This is a genomic window from Yoonia vestfoldensis SKA53 (assembly GCF_000152785.1).
GTDB classification, from domain to species: domain Bacteria; phylum Pseudomonadota; class Alphaproteobacteria; order Rhodobacterales; family Rhodobacteraceae; genus Yoonia; species Yoonia vestfoldensis_A.
Genome location: NZ_CH672414.1, coordinates 2930565 through 2950634 on the forward strand (window position 1 = coordinate 2930565; position 20070 = coordinate 2950634).

A 20070-nucleotide genomic window follows, 5' to 3' on the forward strand; every position below is an offset into this window, starting at 1 on the left:
GGCATGTAGCGGTATCATTCGCTAACAAAGGTGGCACCATGGCGTTGAAAGTCGCGTTCCAGATGGACCCGATCGGGCCGATCAACATCGATGCCGACAGCACCTTCCGCATTGCGGAAGAGGCGCAGGCCCGTGGACATGAGCTGTTCTATTACACGCCGGACATGCTGGCCTATGACCGTGGGCGCGTGACCGCCCGTGGCTGGCCGTTGCAGGTGCAGCGCGTCAAAGGCGATCATTTCCGCCTTGGTGCGCCTGCCGAACTGGACCTGCGGGCCATGGATGTTGTCTGGCTGCGGCAGGACCCGCCCTTTGATATGGGGTATATCACGACGACGCATATTCTGGACATGATCCACCCTGCCACGCTGGTGGTGAATGACCCGTTCTGGGTACGCAATTCCCCTGAAAAGCTGTTGGTGCTGAACTTTCCTGACCTGACACCGCCCACGATGATCGCGCGTGATCTGCAGACCTTGCGTGCCTTCCGCGAGGAATACGGCGATGTGATCCTGAAACCGCTCTATGGCAACGGCGGGGCCGGTGTGTTCAAGCTGTCAGCGGGTGACGCGAACCTTGCGTCGCTGCATGAATTGTTCGCAGGCATCAACCGCGAACCGCTGATCATGCAGCAATTCCTGCCTGCCGTGTCCAAGGGCGACAAGCGCATCATCCTTGTCGATGGCGACCCCGCCGGCGCGATCAACCGTGTGCCTGCCGCGGGCGAAACCCGGTCCAACATGCATGTGGGCGGGCGGCCTGAAAAGGTTGCGTTGACCGACCGTGATCGCGAAATCTGCGCCCGGATCGGGCCGGTTTTGCGCGAAAAGGGGCAGGTGTTCGTCGGCATCGACGTGATCGGCGACTGGCTGACCGAAATCAACGTGACCTCGCCCACCGGCATTCAGGAACTGGAACGGTTCGACGGCGTCAATATTGCCGAAAAGATCTGGCAGGCCATCGAAAGCCGGCGCGCGCGCGATGTGGCGTAATCACCGTGTGTAGTGCCGGAGGCCAACGGAACCCGAAACTACACCTCTTTCGCCATGGCCAGCCGATAGCCCACTGCCTCGGCCACATGGTGGCGTGCGACAGCATCTGACCCGTCCAGATCGGCGATGGTGCGTGCCACCCGCAAGATCCGGTGATAGCCGCGCGCCGACAGGCCGAATTTCTCGGCGACGCGCAGCAAGAGCGCGCGCCCTTCGGCGTCGGGCGTGGCGATCTGTTCGAGCAGATGGCCCTCGGCATCGGCATTCACCCGCGCCTGCGGATGACCTGCGAACCGCGCCGTTTGCCGTGCGCGGGCCGCCGCGATGCGGGCCGCGATCACGGCGGACCTTTCGCCCGATTGGGGCAGATCAAGATCCTGAAACGCGACCGGCGGCACCTCGATGCGCAGATCGAAACGGTCCATCAGCGGGCCGGATATGCGGCCCATATAATCTTCGCCACAGACCGGCGCGCGGGTGCAGGCGCGGGCGGGGTCGGCCAGATAGCCGCATTTGCAGGGGTTGGCGGCGGCGACCAGCATGAACCGGCAGGGATAGCGCACATGCGCATTGGCGCGCGCGACCACGACTTCGCCGGTTTCGATCGGCTGGCGCAGTGTTTCCAGCACGGTGCGCGGGAATTCGGGGAATTCGTCCATGAACAGCACGCCGTTATGCGCCAGTGAAATCTCGCCCGGTTTCGCGCCGCGCCCGCCGCCGACGATGGCTGCCATCGACGCTGTGTGGTGCGGTTCGCGGAAGGGCCGTTCGCGGTTGATCCCGCCATCATCCAGCAGCCCCGCCAGCGAATGGATCATCGAGGTTTCCAGCGCCTCTGCAGGCGACAGGGACGGCAGGATGCCTGCGATCCGCGCGGCCAACATGGATTTGCCCGACCCCGGCGCGCCGACCAACAACAGGTGATGCCGCCCCGCAGCGGCGATTTCCAGCGCGCGTTTGGCGCGTTCCTGGCCCTTTACGTCTGCGAAATCACGGCTTTGCTTGGCGGTCTGCGCCTCGCCCGGTACGGATGGCGCGATCACGCTTTGCCCGGTGAAATGCCGCACCATCGCGGCAAGACTGCGGGGCGCGATCACATTTGCTGCCCCGACCCAGGCCGCCTCTGCCCCGCAGGCAGCCGGACATAGCAGCATCCGCCCTTCGCTGGCTGCCGTCATCGCGGCAGGCAGCGCACCCACGACCGGCACCAGCGTGCCATCCAGCGATAATTCCCCAAGCGCCACGGTCTGCACCGCATCGTCGCGCGGGATGATATCCAGCGCCGCCAGCAGCGCCAGCGCGATAGGCAAGTCGAAATGCGACCCTTCCTTGGGCAGATCGGCAGGTGACAGGTTGACAGTGATCCGTTTCGACGGCAGCGCGATGGCCATCGCCGTCAGCGCCGCGCGCACCCTTTCGCGTGCTTCGGACACGGCCTTGTCCGGCAAACCGACAATCGAAAAGGCAGGCACGCCGGGGGTGACGGCGCATTGCACCTCGACCAGACGGGCCTCGATCCCTTCAAAGGCCACTGTATAGGCGATGGCGACCATGCGCTGCTCCCGCTTTTGGTTAACGGGTAGCGTGTGGCGGTTTACGAATGGTTAACGGGCCAGTCGCGGCAAGGCAGGTCCATTGGATAGGGCCAAGGATCATGGATTTCGGTCATCGCATCCTTGCGCCAATCGACAAAGGCCGGATCGCGCAGATGGGCATCGACATAGGTCTGTGCCGCAGCACTGACCGGCAGGCCATAGGTGGTGATCCGCATCGCCACAGGGGCATAGAAGACATCCGCAAGTGAATAATCCCCGAACAGCCACGGGCTGTCCGTGCCGTGCCGCGCGCGGGCCAACGCCCACAGCTCCTCGATCCGCGCCAGATCGGCCAGCACGGCGTCGGATGGGGTGAACCCGTCCCAGACATGGGCAATCATATTCGGGCATTGCCCACGCAAGGCACCAAAACCGCTGTGCATTTCGGCGCAGATCGACCGCGCCAGCGCGCGTGCCGCCGGATCGTGCGGATAAAGCGCCATATCGGGATGGCGTTCCACCAATGTCTCGGCCATGGCAAGGCTGTCGGTCAAAACAAAGCCTTCGGGTGTCGTCATCGCGGGCACGGTGCGTGCAGGCGCAATATGGGCCAGTTCCGCCGCCATGGTCCCGGCATAAAGCCCGACCATGCGGGTCTGATAGGGCAGGCCGAATTTTTCCAGCATCAGCCAGCCGCGCAAGGACCAGCTGCTGAATGTCCGGTCACCGATGTAAATTGTATATGTCATGCGCAATGAATAGCCGCCAATACTGGCGCGGCAAAGCGACATTGCGTGATCCGCCCCATCACGGCAAATGATTGACCGCGCCCAAGGTCCAGCCTGCGCCGTTGCGCGCCATCCGCGTCACCGACAGATTGTCGATCTGATGCCCCAGCGCCTGATAGGCCGTGCTGCCGGAGGCGCGCTGGATCTGGGTCATGATGACGCCCATATGCGCGACCAGCACGATATCGCGGCCTGCGAAACGCAGGGTCAGATCATCCACCGCGCGGGCGACACGGGCGCTGACGTCGTTCCAGCTTTCGCCATCCGGCGCGCGCAGATCGCCGGGCTGTTCCCAGAACCGGCGGCTCAGGTCAGGGTCACGCGCGGCGACGTCGCGCCAATCCATCCCGTCCCAGATGCCGAAATCCATCTCGCGCAGGGCGGGCATATCGGGCAGGCGGTGGCGCGCCCCGCCAATGGCATCCGCCGTGGTTGATGCGCGCTGCAGGTCAGAAGCCACGATCACCGCACCCGCGGGCAGATGGTCCGCCACGCGCCCGATCATTGCGGTATCGGACAGGTCGGCAGGCACATCGCGCCAGCCGACAAAGGATTTTTCATGCGTCGGTGCATGCCGCACCCACCAGAGCTGCGTCATTTCAAAACCAGCGGCAGGCCCGCCATCACCACGACCACGCGGTCGGCCTGACCCGCGATTGCCTGATTAAGCGCGCCCTGCGCATTGCGGAACCGCCGTGCCAGCGCATTGTCGGGAACAATCCCCTGTCCGACCTCGTTTGACACGACAACCACAGGGGCCGCGCAATCCGCCATGGCCTGCACGAAAGCGGCGCAGGCGGCCGGCACGTCTTGGTCGGCCAGCATCACATTGGTCAGCCACAGCGTGGCGCAATCCACCAGTACCGCGCTGTCGGGTCTGTGCTGCGACAAGATGGCGCCGGGGTCCAGCGGTTCCTCAACCGTGGTCCAGCCGGTGCCGCGCAGATCGCGGTGGCGGGCGACTTTGGCCGCCATTTCATCGTCAAACACCTGTGCCGTGGCGATATACAGCTTTTCCAGACCGCTGTTGACGATCAACCCTTCAGCATAGCTGGATTTGCCAGAGGCCGCGCCGCCTAGGACAAGTGTGAGGTTTGGCAATGGTGACATGAATATTCAAGTGATCCGTTTTCAGAATGCTCTCGTAACAAGGACATAAAGAAAAGTTAATCCATAGCTCGACAAACTGGGGGAAGAATAATGGCCGTTAGTGGTTTTTCCGATCAAACACTGTCACGCACCGCGATGCGCGCCGAATTGCTCGATGCTGAAACAGAATTGCGCCTTGCCTATGCCTGGCGCGACCAGCGCGACGAAGAAGCGCTGCACCGTCTGATCACCGCCTATATGCGGCTGGCGATTTCCATGGCGTCGAAATTCAAACGCTATGGCGCGCCGATGAATGATTTGATCCAAGAAGCGTCGGTCGGCCTGATGAAAGCCGCAGACAAATTCGACCCCGACCGTGGCGTGCGGTTTTCGACCTATGCGGTCTGGTGGATCAAGGCGTCTATTCAGGATTACGTCATGCGCAACTGGTCCATGGTGCGCACAGGGTCAACATCGTCGCAGAAATCGCTGTTCTTCAACATGCGCCGCGTGCAGGCCCGTCTGGAACGCGAGGCTGCGGCCGAAGGGCTGCATCTGGAAACCCATGAATTGCACGAAAAGATCGCGATCGAGGTGGGTGTGCCGCTGCATGACGTGCAGATGATGGATGGCCGCCTGTCGGGGTCCGATTTTTCGCTGAACGCAACACAGTCGATGGAAGATGAAGGGCGCGAATGGATCGACGCGCTGGAAGATGACGCACCGCAGGCCGCCGAAAAGGTCGAAAATTCGCATGACACCGACACGTTGCGCCAGTGGCTGGTCACTGCGCTGACCGCGCTGAACGACCGCGAACAATTCATCGTGCGCGAACGCAAATTGCGTGACGATCCGCGCACGCTGGAAAGCCTTGGGTCGGAACTTGGTCTGTCAAAGGAACGCGTCCGTCAGCTGGAGGCTGCGGCCTTTGGCAAGATGCGCAAAAGCCTCGAGGCGCAAAGCACCGAAGTGCAATCGTTCTTCGCCTGATACGCCACATTGTCTTTCCGGTCGGTTCCGCCCTAAGGTCCGACTGGAATTGACCGGAGAACGACAATGCTGGCGGGGCGACATATTCTGCTGATCGTGGGCGGTGGTATTGCCGCCTTTAAATCTTTGGACCTGGTGCGCCGCCTGCGCGATCAGGGCGCGCATGTGACGCCTGTGCTGACCAAGGCGGGCGCGGAATTTGTCACCCCACTCAGCCTGTCGGCACTGGCCGCGTCCAAGGTCTATCAAGACCTGTTCGACCTGACGGACGAGGCCGAAATGGGCCATATCGAATTGTCCCGCGCCGCCGATCTGGTTGTCGTGGCCCCTGCCACCGCCGATCTGATGGCGAAAATGGCGGCGGGATTGGCAAATGATCTGGCCTCGACCCTGCTTTTGGCGACGGACAAGCGCGTGTTGATTGTGCCTGCGATGAATGTGCGAATGTGGAACCACCCCGCGACCCAGCGCAATCTGGCGATCCTGCGCGGCGACGGCGTGCTGGTGGCAGGCCCGGATGACGGCGTGATGGCCTGCGGCGAATTTGGCCCCGGGCGCATGGCTGAAGTGCCGCAGATTATCGCCGCAATCAGCGCTGCGCTGGCCGATGGGCCGTTGCAGGGCAAACATATCCTTGTCACATCCGGCCCCACCCATGAACCGATTGATCCTGTGCGCTATATCGCCAACCGCTCGTCCGGCGCGCAAGGCACGGCGATTGCCCGTGCGCTGGCGGGGCTTGGCGCGGATGTGACATTCGTAACCGGCCCGGCCGATGTGCCGCCGCCTGAGGGCGTGCATGTGGTGCGCGTGCAAACCGCCGCCCAGATGCTGGCTGCGGTGCAGGCAGCCAGACCCGCCGATGCCGCCGTTTTCGCCGCCGCCGTCGCGGATTGGCGTGTCGCCAACGCAGGCCAAAGCAAGATCAAGAAAGATGCAGCCGGCCTGCCGCATCTGGCATTTGCCGAAAACCCCGACATTCTGGCGACGGTATCGCAGATGGGCGCAGGCCGGCCGCCCTTGGTCGTGGGCTTTGCCGCTGAAACCGATGATGTGATCGCCAATGCCACCGCCAAACGCCTGCGCAAAGGCTGCGACTGGATCGTGGCCAATGATGTCTCGCCCGCAACAGGCATCATGGGTGGCACCGAAAACGCCGTGACCCTGATCACCGATCAGGGTGCCGAAAGCTGGCCGCGCATGACCAAAGACGCCGTCGCCGCCCAACTGGCCCAACGCATCGCGCAGGTGATCGCATGATTAATGTGGTCTGGGACGCCGGTGCAGACCAATCGTTTGGCCTGCCCCGCTATGAAACGGCCGGGGCGGCGGGTGCCGATCTGCGCGCCAATCTGCCCGACAAGGGGGTGGTTGACCTGTCCCCCGGCGCGCGCGCCTTGATCCCCACGGGGCTGCGGATGCAGATCCCCCAAGGCTATGAGGCGCAGATCAGGCCACGCTCTGGTCTGGCACTGAAACAGGGGCTGACCCTGCTGAATGCGCCCGGCACGATCGACAGCGATTATCGCGGGCCGGTGGGGGTGATCGTGGTGAACCACGGCACCGAAGCGGTCCAGATCACCCATGGCATGCGGATCGCGCAGATGGTCGTGGCCCCCGTGGTGCAGGCGCAGTTCGTGCTGGTCGATACCCTGTCAGAAAGCCTGCGTGGCGCAGGCGGTTTCGGGTCTACCGGCACATGATTATGGTGGGCGCAATGGCGGCCGCCCTGTGGGGGATCGGCACGGTGATGAAAGCGCCCTATCACGCGCGCTGGACGATGCTGGGTATCCTGCTGGTCAGCGTGATGATGCTGCATGTGGTCCTGCCTGCGGGCCATCCGTTACGCCTGGCGACAGGGGGCGATGCACGGCTGTGGGGCTTGCTGATCGCGTTCGGGTTTATCGTCGCAGCCTATCGGCGGGGCCTTGCGCGGTTGCGCGCGCGGGTCACACCCGTTGCAGCCCCTGTGGTGCGCGCAGGCAGCTTTTCTGATACAGAGCTGAACCGCTATGCCCGCCATATCGTGCTGCGCGAAATCGGCGGGCCGGGGCAAAAGGCGTTGCGCGATGCGCGCGTGCTGGTCGTTGGGGCAGGCGGGCTGGGTGCGCCAGCCTTGCAATATCTGGCCGCCGCTGGTGTCGGCACCATAGGGGTGATCGACGATGATACGGTCGAGAATGCGAACTTGCAGCGGCAGGTGATCCATACCGACAAGAATATCGGCATGCCCAAGGTCCATTCCGCCGCCGCCGCGATGGTGGCGCAGAACCCGTTTGTGACCGTGCGGCCCTATCACCGGCGGCTGACGGCCCAGATCGCGGCCGAGCTTTGCGCCGAATACGATCTGGTGCTGGATGGCAGCGACAATTTCACGACCCGCTATCTGGTCAACGCAACCGCCGTGGCCCAAGGCATCCCGCTGATCGCCGCCGCCCTGACGCAATGGGAAGGGCAGATCAGCCTTTATGACCCCGCCCATGGCACCCCTTGCTATGCCTGTGTCTTCCCCCAAGCGCCTGATCCCGCGCTGGTCCCTTCCTGCGCCGAGGCGGGCGTGCTGGGTCCGCTGCCCGGCGTGATCGGCGCGATGATGGCGGTCGAGGCGATCAAACAGATCACGCAGGCAGGTGACGGGCTGGCCGGGCGGCTGCTGATCTATGACGCGCTTTATGCCCAGACCCGGACCATCGCGATCAAGCCGCAGCCCGATTGTCCAGTCTGCGCTGGCAAGGTTTTGACATCATCGACAGGAGTTTCGCCATGACCAACCCGCTGCTGACCGACTGGGACACGCCGTTTGGCCTGCCGCCTTTTGGCATGATCTCGGATGATGATTTCGCGCCCGCGGTGGATGCGGCTTTGGCCCTGTCCCGCACCAATATCGCGGCCATTGCAGATGATCCCGCGCTGCCCGATTTCGCCAATACCATCGCGGCGTTGGAACAGGCCGATGCCACGCTGAACCGCGTGCTGGGTGCGTTCTATAGCCTTGCAGGCGCTGACAGTAACCCCGCGCGCGAAGCGTTGCAGCGCGATTTCGCGCCCTTGCTCAGCGCCTATTCCTCCGAGATTTCGGAAAACAAGGCGCTGTTCGCGCGGATCGAGGCGCTCTGGGCCAGCCGCGACACGATCGGGCTGACCGCCGAACAACAGCGCGTCCTGATGCTGACGCGGCGTGGCTTTTTGCGCGCGGGCGCGTTGCTGGACGGGGACGCCGCCGCCCGCCTGCGCGCTGTCAAATCGCGGCTGTCGGTGCTGGGCACGCAATTCGTGCAGAACCTGCTGGCTGACGAACGCGACTGGGTGATGCCGCTGGGGCCGGATGATCTGGGCGGGCTGCCCGATTTCGTTCTGGCGACAGCCCGCGCCGCAGGGGCCGAAAAAGGCATGGACGGTCCTGTCGTGACCCTGTCGCGTTCGCTGATCGTGCCGTTCCTGCAATTCTCTGACCGGCGCGATCTGCGGCAAAAGGCGTATCGGGCTTGGGGCGCGCGCGGGGCCAATGGCGGGGCCACCGACAACCGCGCGATTGCCGCCGAAACGCTGGCGCTGCGGCAGGAACGTGCGGCGCTTTTGGGCTATGACAGTTTTGCCGATTTCAAACTGGAAACCGAAATGGCGGGCAATCCTGCCGCGGTGCGCGATCTGCTGATGCAGGTCTGGGACCCCGCCAAAGCCGCCGCCGAGGCCGATGCGGCATTGCTGGAACAGATGCTGCTTGCCGATGGGCATGCAGGCCCGTTGGAACCCTGGGACTGGCGCTATTATTCCGAAAAACGCCGCCGCGCGCTGCATGATCTGGATGAAGCGGAAATCAAACCCTACCTGCAACTCGACCGGATGATCGCCGCGGCCTTTGCCTGTGCCAACAGGCTGTTCGGGCTGGATTTCACCCCCATCGACGGCCCCGTCTACCACGCGGATGTGCGGATCTGGGAGGTGACGCGCAATGGCGCGCATGTCGCGGTTTTTATCGGCGATTATTTCGCGCGCGGATCAAAACGCTCGGGTGCGTGGTGTTCGGCGATGCGGTCGCAAAAACGGCTGGGCGGCGATACCCGCCCGCATGTCATCAACGTGTGCAATTTCGCCAAACCCGAGGCGGGCAAACCCGCGCTTTTGTCCTTTGACGACGCGCGGACGCTGTTTCATGAATTCGGCCATGCGCTGCACCAGATGCTGTCGGATGTCACCTACGAAAGCATCAGCGGCACATCCGTCGCGCGCGATTTCGTGGAACTGCCCAGCCAGCTTTATGAACATTGGCTCAGCGTCCCCACCGTGCTGTCCGAATTCGCGACCCATGCCGATACCGGTGCTGCAATGCCAGACGCCCTGCTGCAACGACTGCTGCGGGCCACGACCTATGATATGGGCTTTCAGACCGTCGAATATGTCGCCTCGGCGCTGGTCGATCTGGGGTTCCACGACGGGCCGGCCCCCGCCGATCCGATGCAACGACAGGCGGAAATCCTTGCTCACATCGGGATGCCGCGAGCCATCGGCATGCGCCACGCGACCCCGCATTTCGCGCATGTCTTTGCCGGTGACGGCTATTCCAGCGGCTATTACAGCTATATGTGGTCCGAGGTGATGGACGCCGACGCTTTCGCAGCCTTCGAGGAAGCAGGCGATCCGTTCGACGCTGCTACCGCCGCCAAGCTGGAAAAAACCGTGCTGTCGTCCGGCGGATCGGTGGATGCTGCCGATCTTTATACTGCCTTTCGTGGCCGGATGCCGGGGGTGGATGCCTTGCTCAAAGGGCGCGGTCTGGCCGCCTGACCATCTTCCGAGCCCAAATATCCCGGGGGGCCCCGGACCAGGTCCGGGGCGGGGGCAGCGCCCCCTGCACCCTTAGGGGCGTGTATCATCGGGGTGGCGTTCCACGCCGACAGGGTCTTTGTGGATCAGCACATCGGCGCTGGGGTAGGCTGCTATAATTGACCGGCGCAGGGCTGCACCAATCGCATGCGCCTGATCCAGCGTTTGTGCGCCATCCAGCTCGATATGCAGGTTCACAAAAACGCGGCTGCCTGCGACCCGCGTCTTCAGGTCGTGATGCCCGCGCACACCGTCGCAACCTTCGACGATCTGCCGGATACCTGCAATCATCGCGGGATCAGCCTGCCGGTCCATCAACGCATCCCATGCCCCTTTGCCGATACGCAACGCGCCAACCGCCAGAAAGGCCGCAGCCCCCAACGCCACGACGCTGTCGATCTCGTGCAGCCCGAACCGCGCCGCAGCCCAGAGCGCGACAATCGCCCCGATATTGGGGATCAGATCACCCATGTAATGCAGGCTGTCGGCCAGCACGACCTTGTTGCCGGTGCGCCGCGCGACATGGCGCTGCCAGCTCACCAGTCCCAGCGTCACGATGATCGAAAACACCATGACGCCGATGCCAAGTCCTTCAGATTTCGGCATGGCGGTGGTGTCGTCCAGAAGGCGCAGCACCGCCGCCACTGCGATCACGCCAGCCGACACAAGAATGAACAAAGACTGGCCCAGTGCTGCCAGATCTTCGGCCGAGGTATGGCCAAAATTATGGTCGTCATCGGCGGGTTTTGCGGCATAGGCGATAGCGGCCAGACCGCCCAGCGACATCATCAGGTCGAGCGCGCTATCCGCCAAGGTCGCGGCCACCGCCAGCGATCCGGTTTCCGCCAACGCCCAAAGCTTGGCTGCGACCAGCACAGCCGCAACCGTCACGGACAAAAGCCCGGCGGACAGGTTCAGGCGGGTGTCATGTGGCGCGCTCATGCGCGGTGCTTAGGCAATCATGGTGCCGCTGGCAATGCGCAGCGCTCAGTCGCGCAATTCTTCGAGCGTGACGCCCCAGATATCCGATTTCGGCACCCAGCCGCGATAGCCGCCCGCGTTCAGCTGGCACCAGTCGGGTTCACACTGGCCCAGCCGTCCGATCACGCCTTGTTCCAGGATGGCGTTTTCAGGTGCCGCAGGGTCGGGCAGCGTGCGCAGGGGGGTCGGGGTTTCAGTGACCAGCACAGTGCGTGCGCCTGACAGCAAAGTATAGTGAATCCACCCGCCCTGACCGTCATGGTCGATGACACGCCGCCATTGGCCATATTCCGCGACCAGTTGCAGCGGCATGTTGCGGCGCTTGAACACCCAGTCGATCCGGTGTGACAGCGACGGGCCGCGGCGCACATTCGCCTCTGCCGCGTTCAACGACACGAAACGTGGCACCGGCAGGTTGGTTTCAGGCCCGATCGCGGGGCCGTCGCTGGCCTCTTGTGCAACCGCTGCGGCACTGGCCAGCACCATGGCGCAAAGGGCCATGCGCATCACGCGGGACCACCGAACGAAACTGTTCATTTTCTGCCTTTTATGCCCGTTTCGGGCGCGCTGTTCTTGTGCTGCGCGTCCCTTTCGCGCAACCTGCCACGCAAGACCGGATTTGAAAAGCCAAGAGGGACGCACCATGCCAGGAAAGCATCTTACTGTTGTTGTCACGCGACAATTGCCGCAGCAGGTGGAAACCCGGCTGAAGGAATTGTTCGACGTGCAATTGCGCGACAATGACGCGCCGATGACGCCGGACGAACTGGTCGATGCGATGCAATCCGCCGATGTGCTGGTGCCGACGATCACCGACCAGATCGACGCGAAAATCCTGGCGCGGGCCGGCGACAAGCTCAAGCTGATCGCCAATTACGGGGCGGGCGTGGACCATGTCGATGTGGCCACCGCACGCCAGCGGGGCATCCATGTTTCTAACACGCCGGGCGTGATGACTGATGACACTGCCGATATGGTGATGGCGCTGATCCTTGGCGTTACCCGCCGCATGGGCGAGGGGATCAAGCTTGCGCAATCGGATACATGGCAGGGTTGGACCCCCACCGCGATGATGGGGGGCCGGATCAAGGGGCGGCGTCTGGGGATTCTCGGCATGGGGCGGATCGGGCAGGCGGTCGCAAAACGCGCTGCCGCCTTTGGTTTACAAGTCCATTACCACAACCGCCGCCGCCTGCGCCCCGAGGTGGAAGAGACGCTGGATGCGACCTATTGGGAAAGCCTTGACCAGATGGTCGCGCGCATGGACATCTTGTCGATCAACTGCCCGCATACGCCATCGACCTTTCATCTGATGAACGCGCGGCGGCTGAAGCTGATGAAGCCGAACGCTGTGATCGTGAACACATCGCGCGGCGAGGTGATCGACGAAAACGCCCTGACGCGGATGCTGTGCGCGGGCGAAATCGCGGGGGCGGGGCTGGATGTGTTCGAACGCGGGCATCTGATCAATCCGCGTCTGAAAGAACTGCCCAACGCGATCCTTTTGCCGCATATGGGGTCTGCCACGCTCGAAGGCCGGGTCGAGATGGGCGAGAAAGTCATCCTCAACATCAAGACCTTTGCCGATGGGCATCGCCCGCCCGATCTGGTGGTTCCGTCCATGCTCTGACCCCTTTGTCGTATTTGTGCGTAAAGCGGTCGGCTGGTTCTGTCAGCGCGGGCGCATTTCGCGCAACTTAGCGCAAAAGTGGCAATGGGGAATCGCAGCATGAAAACGCAAGTCAAAGCATTGGTTGTGGGCGGCGGCGCTGTCGGCACCTCGATTGCTTATCATCTGGCCAAGGCGGGCTGGGATGATGTCATGCTGCTGGAACGCGATGAATTGACGTCGGGGTCCACTTGGCACGCTGCGGGCCTGTTGCCTTTGTTCAACATGTCCTTTGCTACGACCCATATCCACAAATATTCGGTCGATTTCTATAAATCATTGGAGGCGGAAACCGGCCTGAACGCGGGTTTCGCCGTCGTCGGCAATTTGCGCATGGCACAGACGCAAGAACGCATGGATGAATTCATGCTTTACGCATCAACAGCCGAAACATGCGACGTGCCTTATGTCTGGATGACGCCCGACCAGATCAAGGCGAAATGGCCGTTGATCCGCACGGATGATCTGAAAGGCGCGCTTTATCACCACACCGACGGCTATATTAACCCCGCCGATGTGACGCAGGCGATGGCCAAGGGCGCGCGCCAGCGCGGGGTTGCGATTGAACGCAAATGGCAGGCCGATGCGTTCCACTGGAACGGCACGCATTGGGAAGTCACCTGCACCAAGATGGTGGAAAAGGGCGGCAACCTGGTGCCGTCTGACGAACAGATCACCATCACCGCCGAACATGTCGTCACCGCCAGCGGCAACCATGCCCAAACGACTGCGAAAAAGCTTGGCATCAAGATCCCCGCGATCCCCGTTGAACACCAGTTCATCGTGATGGACCAAGACCCCGCGCTGGTGCAGTTCCGTGCCGAAGGCAATGTCGAACATCCCGTGGTCCGCGACGCGGATGCGCAATCCTATGTGCGCGAAGAACGTGGCGGCTGGATTTTGGGCGTCTATGAAAAGAACGCGCCCGCTGTGTTCGAATATGGCGTGCCTGACAGTTTCCGCGCCGATCTGTTCCCGCTGGATCTGGAGCGGATCGAAGACCAATATATGGCGATGATCCACCGGATTCCGTCTTGCGAAAACTCTGGCCTGAAGGACGATTTCAACGGGCCGATCTGTTACACCCCCGATGGCAACCCGCTCGTTGGTCCGGCACCCGGATTGCGCAACATGTGGCTGGCCGAAGGGTTTTCCTTTGGGATCACCGCCGCTGGCGGCACCGGCTATTACCTTGCGCAGATGATGGTGCATGGCGAGGCCGAGATCGACATGGCATCGCTTGACCCCAAGCGGTACGGCAATTGGATGACCACCGAATTTGCCGCGCGCAAGAACGAAGAATGTTACGACCACGTCTATATCCTGCACCATCCGGACGAAGAACGCCCCGCCTGCCGCCCGCTGCGCACATCGCCCGCCTATGACCGCCAATCCGCGCGCGGCGCGCAATTCGGCTTTGTGAACGGCTGGGAACGGCCCAATTACTATGCCCCTGCTGGTTTCAACGACCATGACGCGCGGTCCTTCCGGCGTGGTGGCTGGTGGCAATATGCGGTGGAAGAGGCCAAGGCGATCCGCGAAGGTGTCGGCCTGATCGACGCGACCGCCTTTACCAAGCACCGGATCACGGGTGCCGGTGCCACGGCATTTCTGGACTGGTTCACAACCAACAAATTGCCGCGCATTGGCCGGATCAACCTGACCTATGCGCTGACCGCGCACGGCACGACGCGCACCGAATATACCATCGTGCGTAACGCCGAGAATGATTATTACCTCGTTTCTGCGGGCGCATGGACCGCCTATGATCAGGATTACCTGCTCAAGGCGATTGAAGACAAAGAAGCCGAATTTGGCCGCATCAACGCCCAAGACGTGACGACACAATGGGGCGTTTTCGCCATTGCTGGCCCGAAATCCCGTGATGTGCTGGCCGCGGTGATCAAGGATGCAGACCCCGCCACCGCCCTGTCGAACAAGCGTTTCCCATGGCTGTCCGCACAAAGGATCGAACTGGGCATGTGTCCGGTGAATGCGATCCGCGTCGCCTATACCGGCGAGCTTGGCTGGGAATTGCACCACCCGATCGAGATGCAGAATTATCTGTTCGATCTGCTGGAAAAGGCAGGCGCGCCACATGGCATGAAACTGGTCGGCGCGCGGGCGCAAAACTGGCTGCGGCAGGAAAAATCGTACCGCGCCTTTGGCAATGAACTGGGCCGCGATGCCACCCCGCTCGAGGCTGATCTGCCGCGTTTCGTGGACCTGTCCAAAGATTTCCACGGCAAAGACGCGCTGCTGGAAAAGGGTATCCGCAGCAAATGCGTCACCTTGCTGATCGACGGGCCAAGCGATGCTGACCCATGGGGCCGCGAGGCATTGTATCACGGCGACACCCGTGTCGGGCGTCTGACCTCGGGCGGCTATTCGGTGGCTTTCGGCAAATCCATCGGCATGGGCTATGTCAAACCCGAAATGGCGGTTGTCGGCACCAAGCTACAGGTCAAGATGCTGGACCAATTGTGGCCTGCCGAGATTGTCGAAGACAGCCCCTATGACCCGCAGAATGCCAAGATCCGTATCGACGGCTAGCGCCTGCGCCGCAGCGCGATCCACCTGCGGCCCCGTATCAAAAGACGCGAGACGGGGCCTTGCAGGATAGGCAGGTCGATGGCCAGCAACAGCAGCCCGACAGGGATCATCCACAGGCCCAGGACCGGCAAAACGGCCAGCAGGCCAGCGATCACGAACAAAAGGCCGAATACGACGCGAAAGACCATCCAGCCCGGCTGACCCAATCGCTTCATCCCCGGGACGCGGAGCGCGATCTTGCGATACTGCCGGTCGAATCTGGCCTTGATATGGTGGTCTTTGCGCTGCATCGAGTGCAGTTATATCGGCGCTTTACGCTTTGTAAGGGCGCGATGCTGCGCCTTGTGCAAAAAATCAGCGGAACCGCGCAGGTAGCAGCGCCGCCACCATTTCAGCGCCAATTTCGAGCGGCTTTCCGCCGACAAGATCGGCCAGGAACTGGCTGGCTCCGGGTGCAGATTGCATGCCGTAGCCACCTTGGCCCGCGCACCAGATGAAACCGGGATGCGCGGGGTCCGGCCCCAGCACAAGGTTGCGATCCGGCGAAAACGTGCGCAGCCCCGCCCATGACGCCAGCAGACGGGTCACGGGCGTGGTGACGTTTTGTGCATAACGCGCCAGCCCTTCGGCCAGCACCATGTCATCGGCATAGGCGTCATGGGGGTCTGTGGGGTCTTCCTCGGCGGGGGACACGATCAGCGCGCCGGCATCTGGTTTGGCATACCAGCCTTCGCCTGCGCCAAAGACCATCGGCCAAGCGCGCAGGTCATGCCCGTCAGGCGCGGGAATCCGCGCCATCGACCGGCGCAGGGGTTGGAACCCCAAAGGGGCCACCCCCGCCATGGCGGCGATCACATCGACCCATGCGCCAGCGGCATTAACCAGTTGGCGCGCTGCATAGTCCCCAGCCTTGGTGCTGACAGCCCAGCCTTGCGCGGTGCGACTGATCGCCGTCACCTCGGCCTTGGTGATGATCTGCGCGCCATTGCCGCGCGCGGTTTTCGCGAATGTCTGGATCAACCTGTCGGTGTCGATATCCCATGCCCCCGGATCATAGGCCGCACGATCGACATGGGCGGGGTTCAGCACAGGGATCAGCGCCAAGGCCTCATCCATCGTGATCTCGGCCATCTGCATCGCCTGCACGTCGGCTGCGAACAGATCAGCCTCGCCCTTGCTGCCGACCAGCATCAACCCGCGCGGCGACAGCACATCGGCGCTGCGATGAAAATCAAGACTGGCGCGGTTCAGCGCGACTGTCGACGGCTTGCCGTAATGTTGCTCGAACAAGGCGGCAGAGCGGCCAGAGGCGTGATAGGCCAGCGCGTCTTCGCGTTCCAGCAGCGTGACGCTGCCCAAGGCCGACAGGCGCGCTGCGGCGGAAATGCCGGCGATCCCACCGCCGATGATCAGGAAATCATTCATGCCTCTTCCAGCCGGTCAGTGGCCGGTGGCGGCGCAGGGCTGAGCGCTGTGATCTGTGCATAGATATCTGCCGACATTGTGAAATCCGCTGCCGCCAGCGACGGGCGCAATTGCGCCAATGACCGGGCCGAGATGATGGGCGATGGCCGTGTCGCATGGGTCATGACCCATGCCACGGCGAGCGTGGCGGGGTCGGTGCTTGCATCGCGGGCCAAGGCGGTCAGGCGCGCGGCCACATCATGCATCCAGCCCTGACCATACCGCACCGCATAGCGCGGATCATCGGTCAGCCGCCCGGTGCCGCCGCTGGCATATTTGCCGGTCAGCAACCCGCCACCCAAAGGCGAATAGGGCACCAGCGCGATGCCCTGATCCTGCGCCATTGGGAAAATCTCGACCTCGGCCTGTCGTTTGACCAAGGAATACATCGGCTGCATCACATCGATCCGGGTGCCAAGATCGCGCGCCACGGCTTGCGCTTTCATCACCTGCCAGGCGGCGTAATTGGACACGCCGATATGCCGGATCGCACCGCGCGCTTGCAGCTCTGCCATGGTGGCAAAGGTTTCTTGCAGCGGCGTGTCATCGTCAAACCGGTGCAGATACAGCAGATCAACCTGATCGCGTTGCAACTGGCTGCGGCAGATGTCGAATTGCGCCAGAATATTGGCCCGCCCCGCCCCGCCGGTATAGCCGACCTTGGTCGCCAGATAGATCTTGTCGTGCTCATGCTTGATCAGCTGGCCAAGGATCTTTTCGGCTGCCCCATCGGTATAGCGCACGGCGGTGTCGAAATGGGTGATACCGGCGGCACGCGCGGCGTCATACATGGCGGCACTTTCGGCCGCATCGGCCTTGCCGCCAAATTGCATTGTGCCGAAGGTCAGGCGGGAAACGGGCGTGCCGTCTTGTGTGGTCAGCTGTGTCATGCCGGCAATCTGGCACGGCGCTGGGCCGATGAAAAGCGGCGGCGCAGCTAAATTTCGACCCCCGCACCTGTTGCAAAGCCGGTTTGTGAGCATGGCGTTGGCCCTGACGGGGTTTGCATGACGGGGTTTACGTCGGGGGGTTTACATTTTGCCGCCCAGCCTGCTTGTTGCGGCAAGGTAATGGGGCCGATAAGGGGCGCAAACTTGCACGGCTTTCCGGTGGCAAAGGCAGGACAGGTGATCGGGCTGCTCGGCGGGTCGTTTGATCCGGCGCATCACGGCCATGTGCATATCACCAAGGCCGCGCTGACGCGGTTCGGGCTGGACAAGGTCTGGTGGCTGGTCAGCCCCGGCAATCCGCTGAAACGCAACGGGCCTGCGCCGCTGTCCCAGCGCATGCAGGCGGCACAAGCCCTGATGCGACACCCCCGCGTGACTATCACCGACATAGAGGCCCAGCTTGGCACCCGCCATACCGCGCAAACGCTGGTGGCCTTGCGCAGGCATTATCCGGGGGTGCGGTTCGTCTGGCTGATGGGGGCCGACAATCTGGCGCAATTGCACCGTTGGCAGGATTGGCGCTGGATCATGGACAACGTGCCGGTCGGCGTGATCGCGCGGCCCGATGACCGGATTTCGGCGCGCCTGTCAAAAGCAGCGCGGATCTATGGTGCCGCCCAATTGCCCGACAGGGCCAGTCATCGTCTGGGGCGGGCGCAAGCCCCTGCGTGGTCATTCATCAACCTGCCGATGTCGCATCAATCGTCCTCGGCGATCCGCGCGCGGGGCGAATGGTGATGCGACCGACGCGGCGGCAGATGCTGGCAGGGCTTGGCGCGACCCTTGCGACCGGCGCTTATGCCGAAGCGCCGCTGCGGTCCTACCGTCCCATCGCCCGGGTATCGCCGCGCGCTGCGCTGGACAGCATTGTCGCCCGTGCGGGGATCAGCGGGCAGGTCGGCGTGGCGCTGGGTGATCCGGCCACGGGGGAGGTGCTGGAAACATATAACGCCGCCGCGCCGCTGCCACCGGCCAGCGTGACAAAGGCGGTCACGGCGCTTTACGCGCTCGAAACTCTGGGGCCGGATCACAGGTTCACGACACGCGTTCTTGCTCAAGGCACGCTACAGGGCGGTATTTTAGATGGTCATTTGATCCTTGCAGGTGGTGGTGATCCAAATCTGGACACGGATGAGATGGCCCGACTGGTCGATGCCACCTATGCGGCCGGCCTGCGCGAGGTCAGGGGTGATTTTCTGGTCTGGGATGGCGCTTTGCCCTCGCTTGACCAGATCGACCCCGCGCAACTGCCGCATGTTGGCTATAACCCGGCACTTGGCGGGCTGAACCTGAATTACAACCGCGTGCATTTTGAATGGCGGCGGCAAGGGCAGAACTTTGTCACTGCGATGGACGCGCGCAGCGACACCCAGCGTCCGCCTGTCACCATCGCGCGGATGCGGGTCGTGGACCGTGATCAGCCGGTATTCACCCATGCGCGTGACGGCGATGTCGATGACTGGACTGTGGCACGCTCTGCGCTGAACGCCGAAGGATCGCGCTGGCTGCCGGTGCGCGCCCCCGCGCTTTACGCAGCCGAGGTCTTTGCGGTTTTCGCGCGCAGCAAGGGCATCATGCTTGGCCACCCCCGCGTCATCCCCGCGCTGCCGCAGGCGGTGGAACTGGCGCGCCACGACGGCCAGCCGCTGGCGGGGGTTTTGGCGCAGATGATGCGCTATTCCACCAATATCACCGCCGAGGCGCTGGGGCTGACCGCCACCGCGCGGATCGCAGGGCAGGTCCGTGGTCTGCGGATATCGGCGCAGGATATGGCGCGCTGGGCAGGCATGCGCGCGCCGGGCATTGCGCCGCAATTCGCGGATCATTCCGGCCTTGGCGATGCGTCACAGATCAGCGCCGCCGATATGGTCGCTTTCCTGCAAGCCCGCGATGTGCAAGCACAGTTGCGTCCGCTGATGCGCGACATCAGGCTGGTGGACCAGAACCAGACGGCGATCAGCGCGGGGCAGGTGGATGTACAGGCCAAGACCGGCACGCTGAACTTTGTCAGCGCCTTGGCGGGATATCTGCGCAGCGCGGGCGGGCGCGACCTGAGCTTTGCGATCTTCGCCGCCGATCTGGAGGCACGCGACCGTGGCAAGGCGCTGGGCGAGGAAATCCCGCCCGGCGCGCGCCGCTGGAACGCGCAGGCGCGCCGCCTGCAACAGGATATCGTGCAGCAATGGGCATTGCGGGCCTATTAGGTCTTTGGCATCTTCCGAGCGCAAAGATCCC

19 protein-coding genes are annotated in these 20070 nt (G+C 63.0%); 10 read left to right on the top strand and 9 right to left on the bottom strand.

The genetic code is table 11. The annotated features are described in order from the left end of the window. The first annotated feature begins 38 nt into the window (after positions 1 to 38). Positions 39 to 992 carry a glutathione synthase gene (gshB, locus tag SKA53_RS14305; RefSeq protein WP_007206889.1) on the top strand — a complete coding sequence of 318 codons (954 nt, stop codon included), beginning with the start codon at positions 39 to 41 and terminating at the stop codon, positions 990 to 992. 38 nt (positions 993 to 1030) lie between these two features. On the opposite strand, the gene SKA53_RS14310 is transcribed toward gshB, so the two are convergent. From SKA53_RS14310 to cobU, 4 genes are read right to left on the bottom strand one after another with little or no spacing between them, the layout of a single operon-like run. Next, on the bottom strand, positions 1031 to 2545 hold the full coding sequence (locus SKA53_RS14310) for a YifB family Mg chelatase-like AAA ATPase (protein ID WP_007206890.1): 1515 nt from the start codon (positions 2543 to 2545) through the stop codon (positions 1031 to 1033). Positions 2546 to 2586: 41 nt separating this feature from the next. After that, positions 2587 to 3276, bottom strand: a complete 690-nt coding sequence (locus SKA53_RS14315) for a glutathione S-transferase (RefSeq protein WP_040483332.1) — start codon at positions 3274 to 3276, stop codon at positions 2587 to 2589. Positions 3277 to 3334: 58 nt separating this feature from the next. Beyond that, entirely contained in the window at positions 3335 to 3913 is a 579-nt protein-coding gene (locus SKA53_RS14320; RefSeq protein WP_007206892.1) for a histidine phosphatase family protein, read from the bottom strand. After that, positions 3910 to 4425, bottom strand: a complete 516-nt coding sequence (gene cobU / locus SKA53_RS14325; protein WP_007206893.1) for a bifunctional adenosylcobinamide kinase/adenosylcobinamide-phosphate guanylyltransferase — start codon at positions 4423 to 4425, stop codon at positions 3910 to 3912. The genes SKA53_RS14320 and cobU overlap by 4 nt, the downstream gene beginning before the upstream one ends. Positions 4426 to 4515: 90 nt before the next feature. Between cobU and SKA53_RS14330 the strand changes: the two genes are divergently transcribed. The 5 genes from SKA53_RS14330 (at position 4516) to SKA53_RS14350 (ending at position 10179) form a co-directional block, all read left to right on the top strand. Further along, a complete protein-coding gene (locus tag SKA53_RS14330) occupies positions 4516 to 5394 on the top strand; it encodes an RNA polymerase factor sigma-32 (RefSeq protein ID WP_081440142.1) in 879 nt (292 codons plus the stop codon). A gap of 66 nt (positions 5395 to 5460) precedes the next feature. Further along, positions 5461 to 6654, top strand: coding sequence for a bifunctional phosphopantothenoylcysteine decarboxylase/phosphopantothenate--cysteine ligase CoaBC (coaBC, locus tag SKA53_RS14335; protein WP_007206895.1), 1194 nt, complete (start codon positions 5461 to 5463; stop codon positions 6652 to 6654). Further along, complete coding sequence (dut, locus tag SKA53_RS14340; RefSeq protein WP_007206896.1) at positions 6651 to 7097, top strand: dUTP diphosphatase; 447 nt, start codon at positions 6651 to 6653, stop codon at positions 7095 to 7097. Before coaBC ends, dut begins: the two co-directional genes overlap by 4 nt. Then, positions 7094 to 8161: a HesA/MoeB/ThiF family protein gene (locus SKA53_RS14345; RefSeq protein WP_007206897.1), complete on the top strand. Its 1068-nt coding sequence runs from the start codon at positions 7094 to 7096 to the stop codon at positions 8159 to 8161. Before dut ends, SKA53_RS14345 begins: the two co-directional genes overlap by 4 nt. Next, positions 8158 to 10179 (top strand): M3 family metallopeptidase, encoded by a 2022-nt coding sequence (locus tag SKA53_RS14350; protein WP_007206898.1) that lies wholly within the window; start codon positions 8158 to 8160, stop codon positions 10177 to 10179. Before SKA53_RS14345 ends, SKA53_RS14350 begins: the two co-directional genes overlap by 4 nt. 72 nt (positions 10180 to 10251) lie before the next feature. On the opposite strand, the gene SKA53_RS14355 is transcribed toward SKA53_RS14350, so the two are convergent. Continuing rightward, on the bottom strand, positions 10252 to 11160 hold the full coding sequence (locus SKA53_RS14355) for a cation diffusion facilitator family transporter (protein ID WP_007206899.1): 909 nt from the start codon (positions 11158 to 11160) through the stop codon (positions 10252 to 10254). 45 nt (positions 11161 to 11205) lie between these two features. Beyond that, positions 11206 to 11736 (bottom strand): SH3 domain-containing protein, encoded by a 531-nt coding sequence (locus SKA53_RS14360; protein ID WP_040483014.1) that lies wholly within the window; start codon positions 11734 to 11736, stop codon positions 11206 to 11208. 106 nt (positions 11737 to 11842) lie between these two features. Here SKA53_RS14360 and SKA53_RS14365 point away from each other — a divergent pair, with 106 nt between their 5' ends. Both SKA53_RS14365 and SKA53_RS14370 read left to right on the top strand, forming a co-directional pair. Next, positions 11843 to 12829 carry a 2-hydroxyacid dehydrogenase gene (locus SKA53_RS14365; protein ID WP_007206901.1) on the top strand — a complete coding sequence of 329 codons (987 nt, stop codon included), beginning with the start codon at positions 11843 to 11845 and terminating at the stop codon, positions 12827 to 12829. Positions 12830 to 12928: 99 nt separating this feature from the next. Then, positions 12929 to 15421: a GcvT family protein gene (locus SKA53_RS14370; protein WP_007206902.1), complete on the top strand. Its 2493-nt coding sequence runs from the start codon at positions 12929 to 12931 to the stop codon at positions 15419 to 15421. On the opposite strand, the gene SKA53_RS14375 is transcribed toward SKA53_RS14370, so the two are convergent. From SKA53_RS14375 to SKA53_RS14385, 3 genes are all read right to left on the bottom strand, one after another. Then, positions 15418 to 15711, bottom strand: coding sequence for a hypothetical protein (locus tag SKA53_RS14375; RefSeq protein ID WP_007206903.1), 294 nt, complete (start codon positions 15709 to 15711; stop codon positions 15418 to 15420). The two genes, SKA53_RS14370 and SKA53_RS14375, sit on opposite strands and share 4 nt — an antisense overlap. A gap of 64 nt (positions 15712 to 15775) precedes the next feature. Beyond that, entirely contained in the window at positions 15776 to 16846 is a 1071-nt protein-coding gene (locus SKA53_RS14380) for an NAD(P)/FAD-dependent oxidoreductase (RefSeq protein ID WP_007206904.1), read from the bottom strand. Next, positions 16843 to 17775: an aldo/keto reductase gene (locus SKA53_RS14385; RefSeq protein WP_007206905.1), complete on the bottom strand. Its 933-nt coding sequence runs from the start codon at positions 17773 to 17775 to the stop codon at positions 16843 to 16845. Before SKA53_RS14385 ends, SKA53_RS14380 begins: the two co-directional genes overlap by 4 nt. Before the next feature lie 180 nt (positions 17776 to 17955). Here SKA53_RS14385 and SKA53_RS14390 point away from each other — a divergent pair, with 180 nt between their 5' ends. After that, positions 17956 to 18573: a nicotinate-nucleotide adenylyltransferase gene (locus SKA53_RS14390; protein ID WP_007206906.1), complete on the top strand. Its 618-nt coding sequence runs from the start codon at positions 17956 to 17958 to the stop codon at positions 18571 to 18573. Then, positions 18567 to 20039 carry a D-alanyl-D-alanine carboxypeptidase/D-alanyl-D-alanine endopeptidase gene (gene dacB, locus SKA53_RS14395; RefSeq protein ID WP_007206907.1) on the top strand — a complete coding sequence of 491 codons (1473 nt, stop codon included), beginning with the start codon at positions 18567 to 18569 and terminating at the stop codon, positions 20037 to 20039. Before SKA53_RS14390 ends, dacB begins: the two co-directional genes overlap by 7 nt. Positions 20040 to 20070 lie beyond the last annotated feature (31 nt).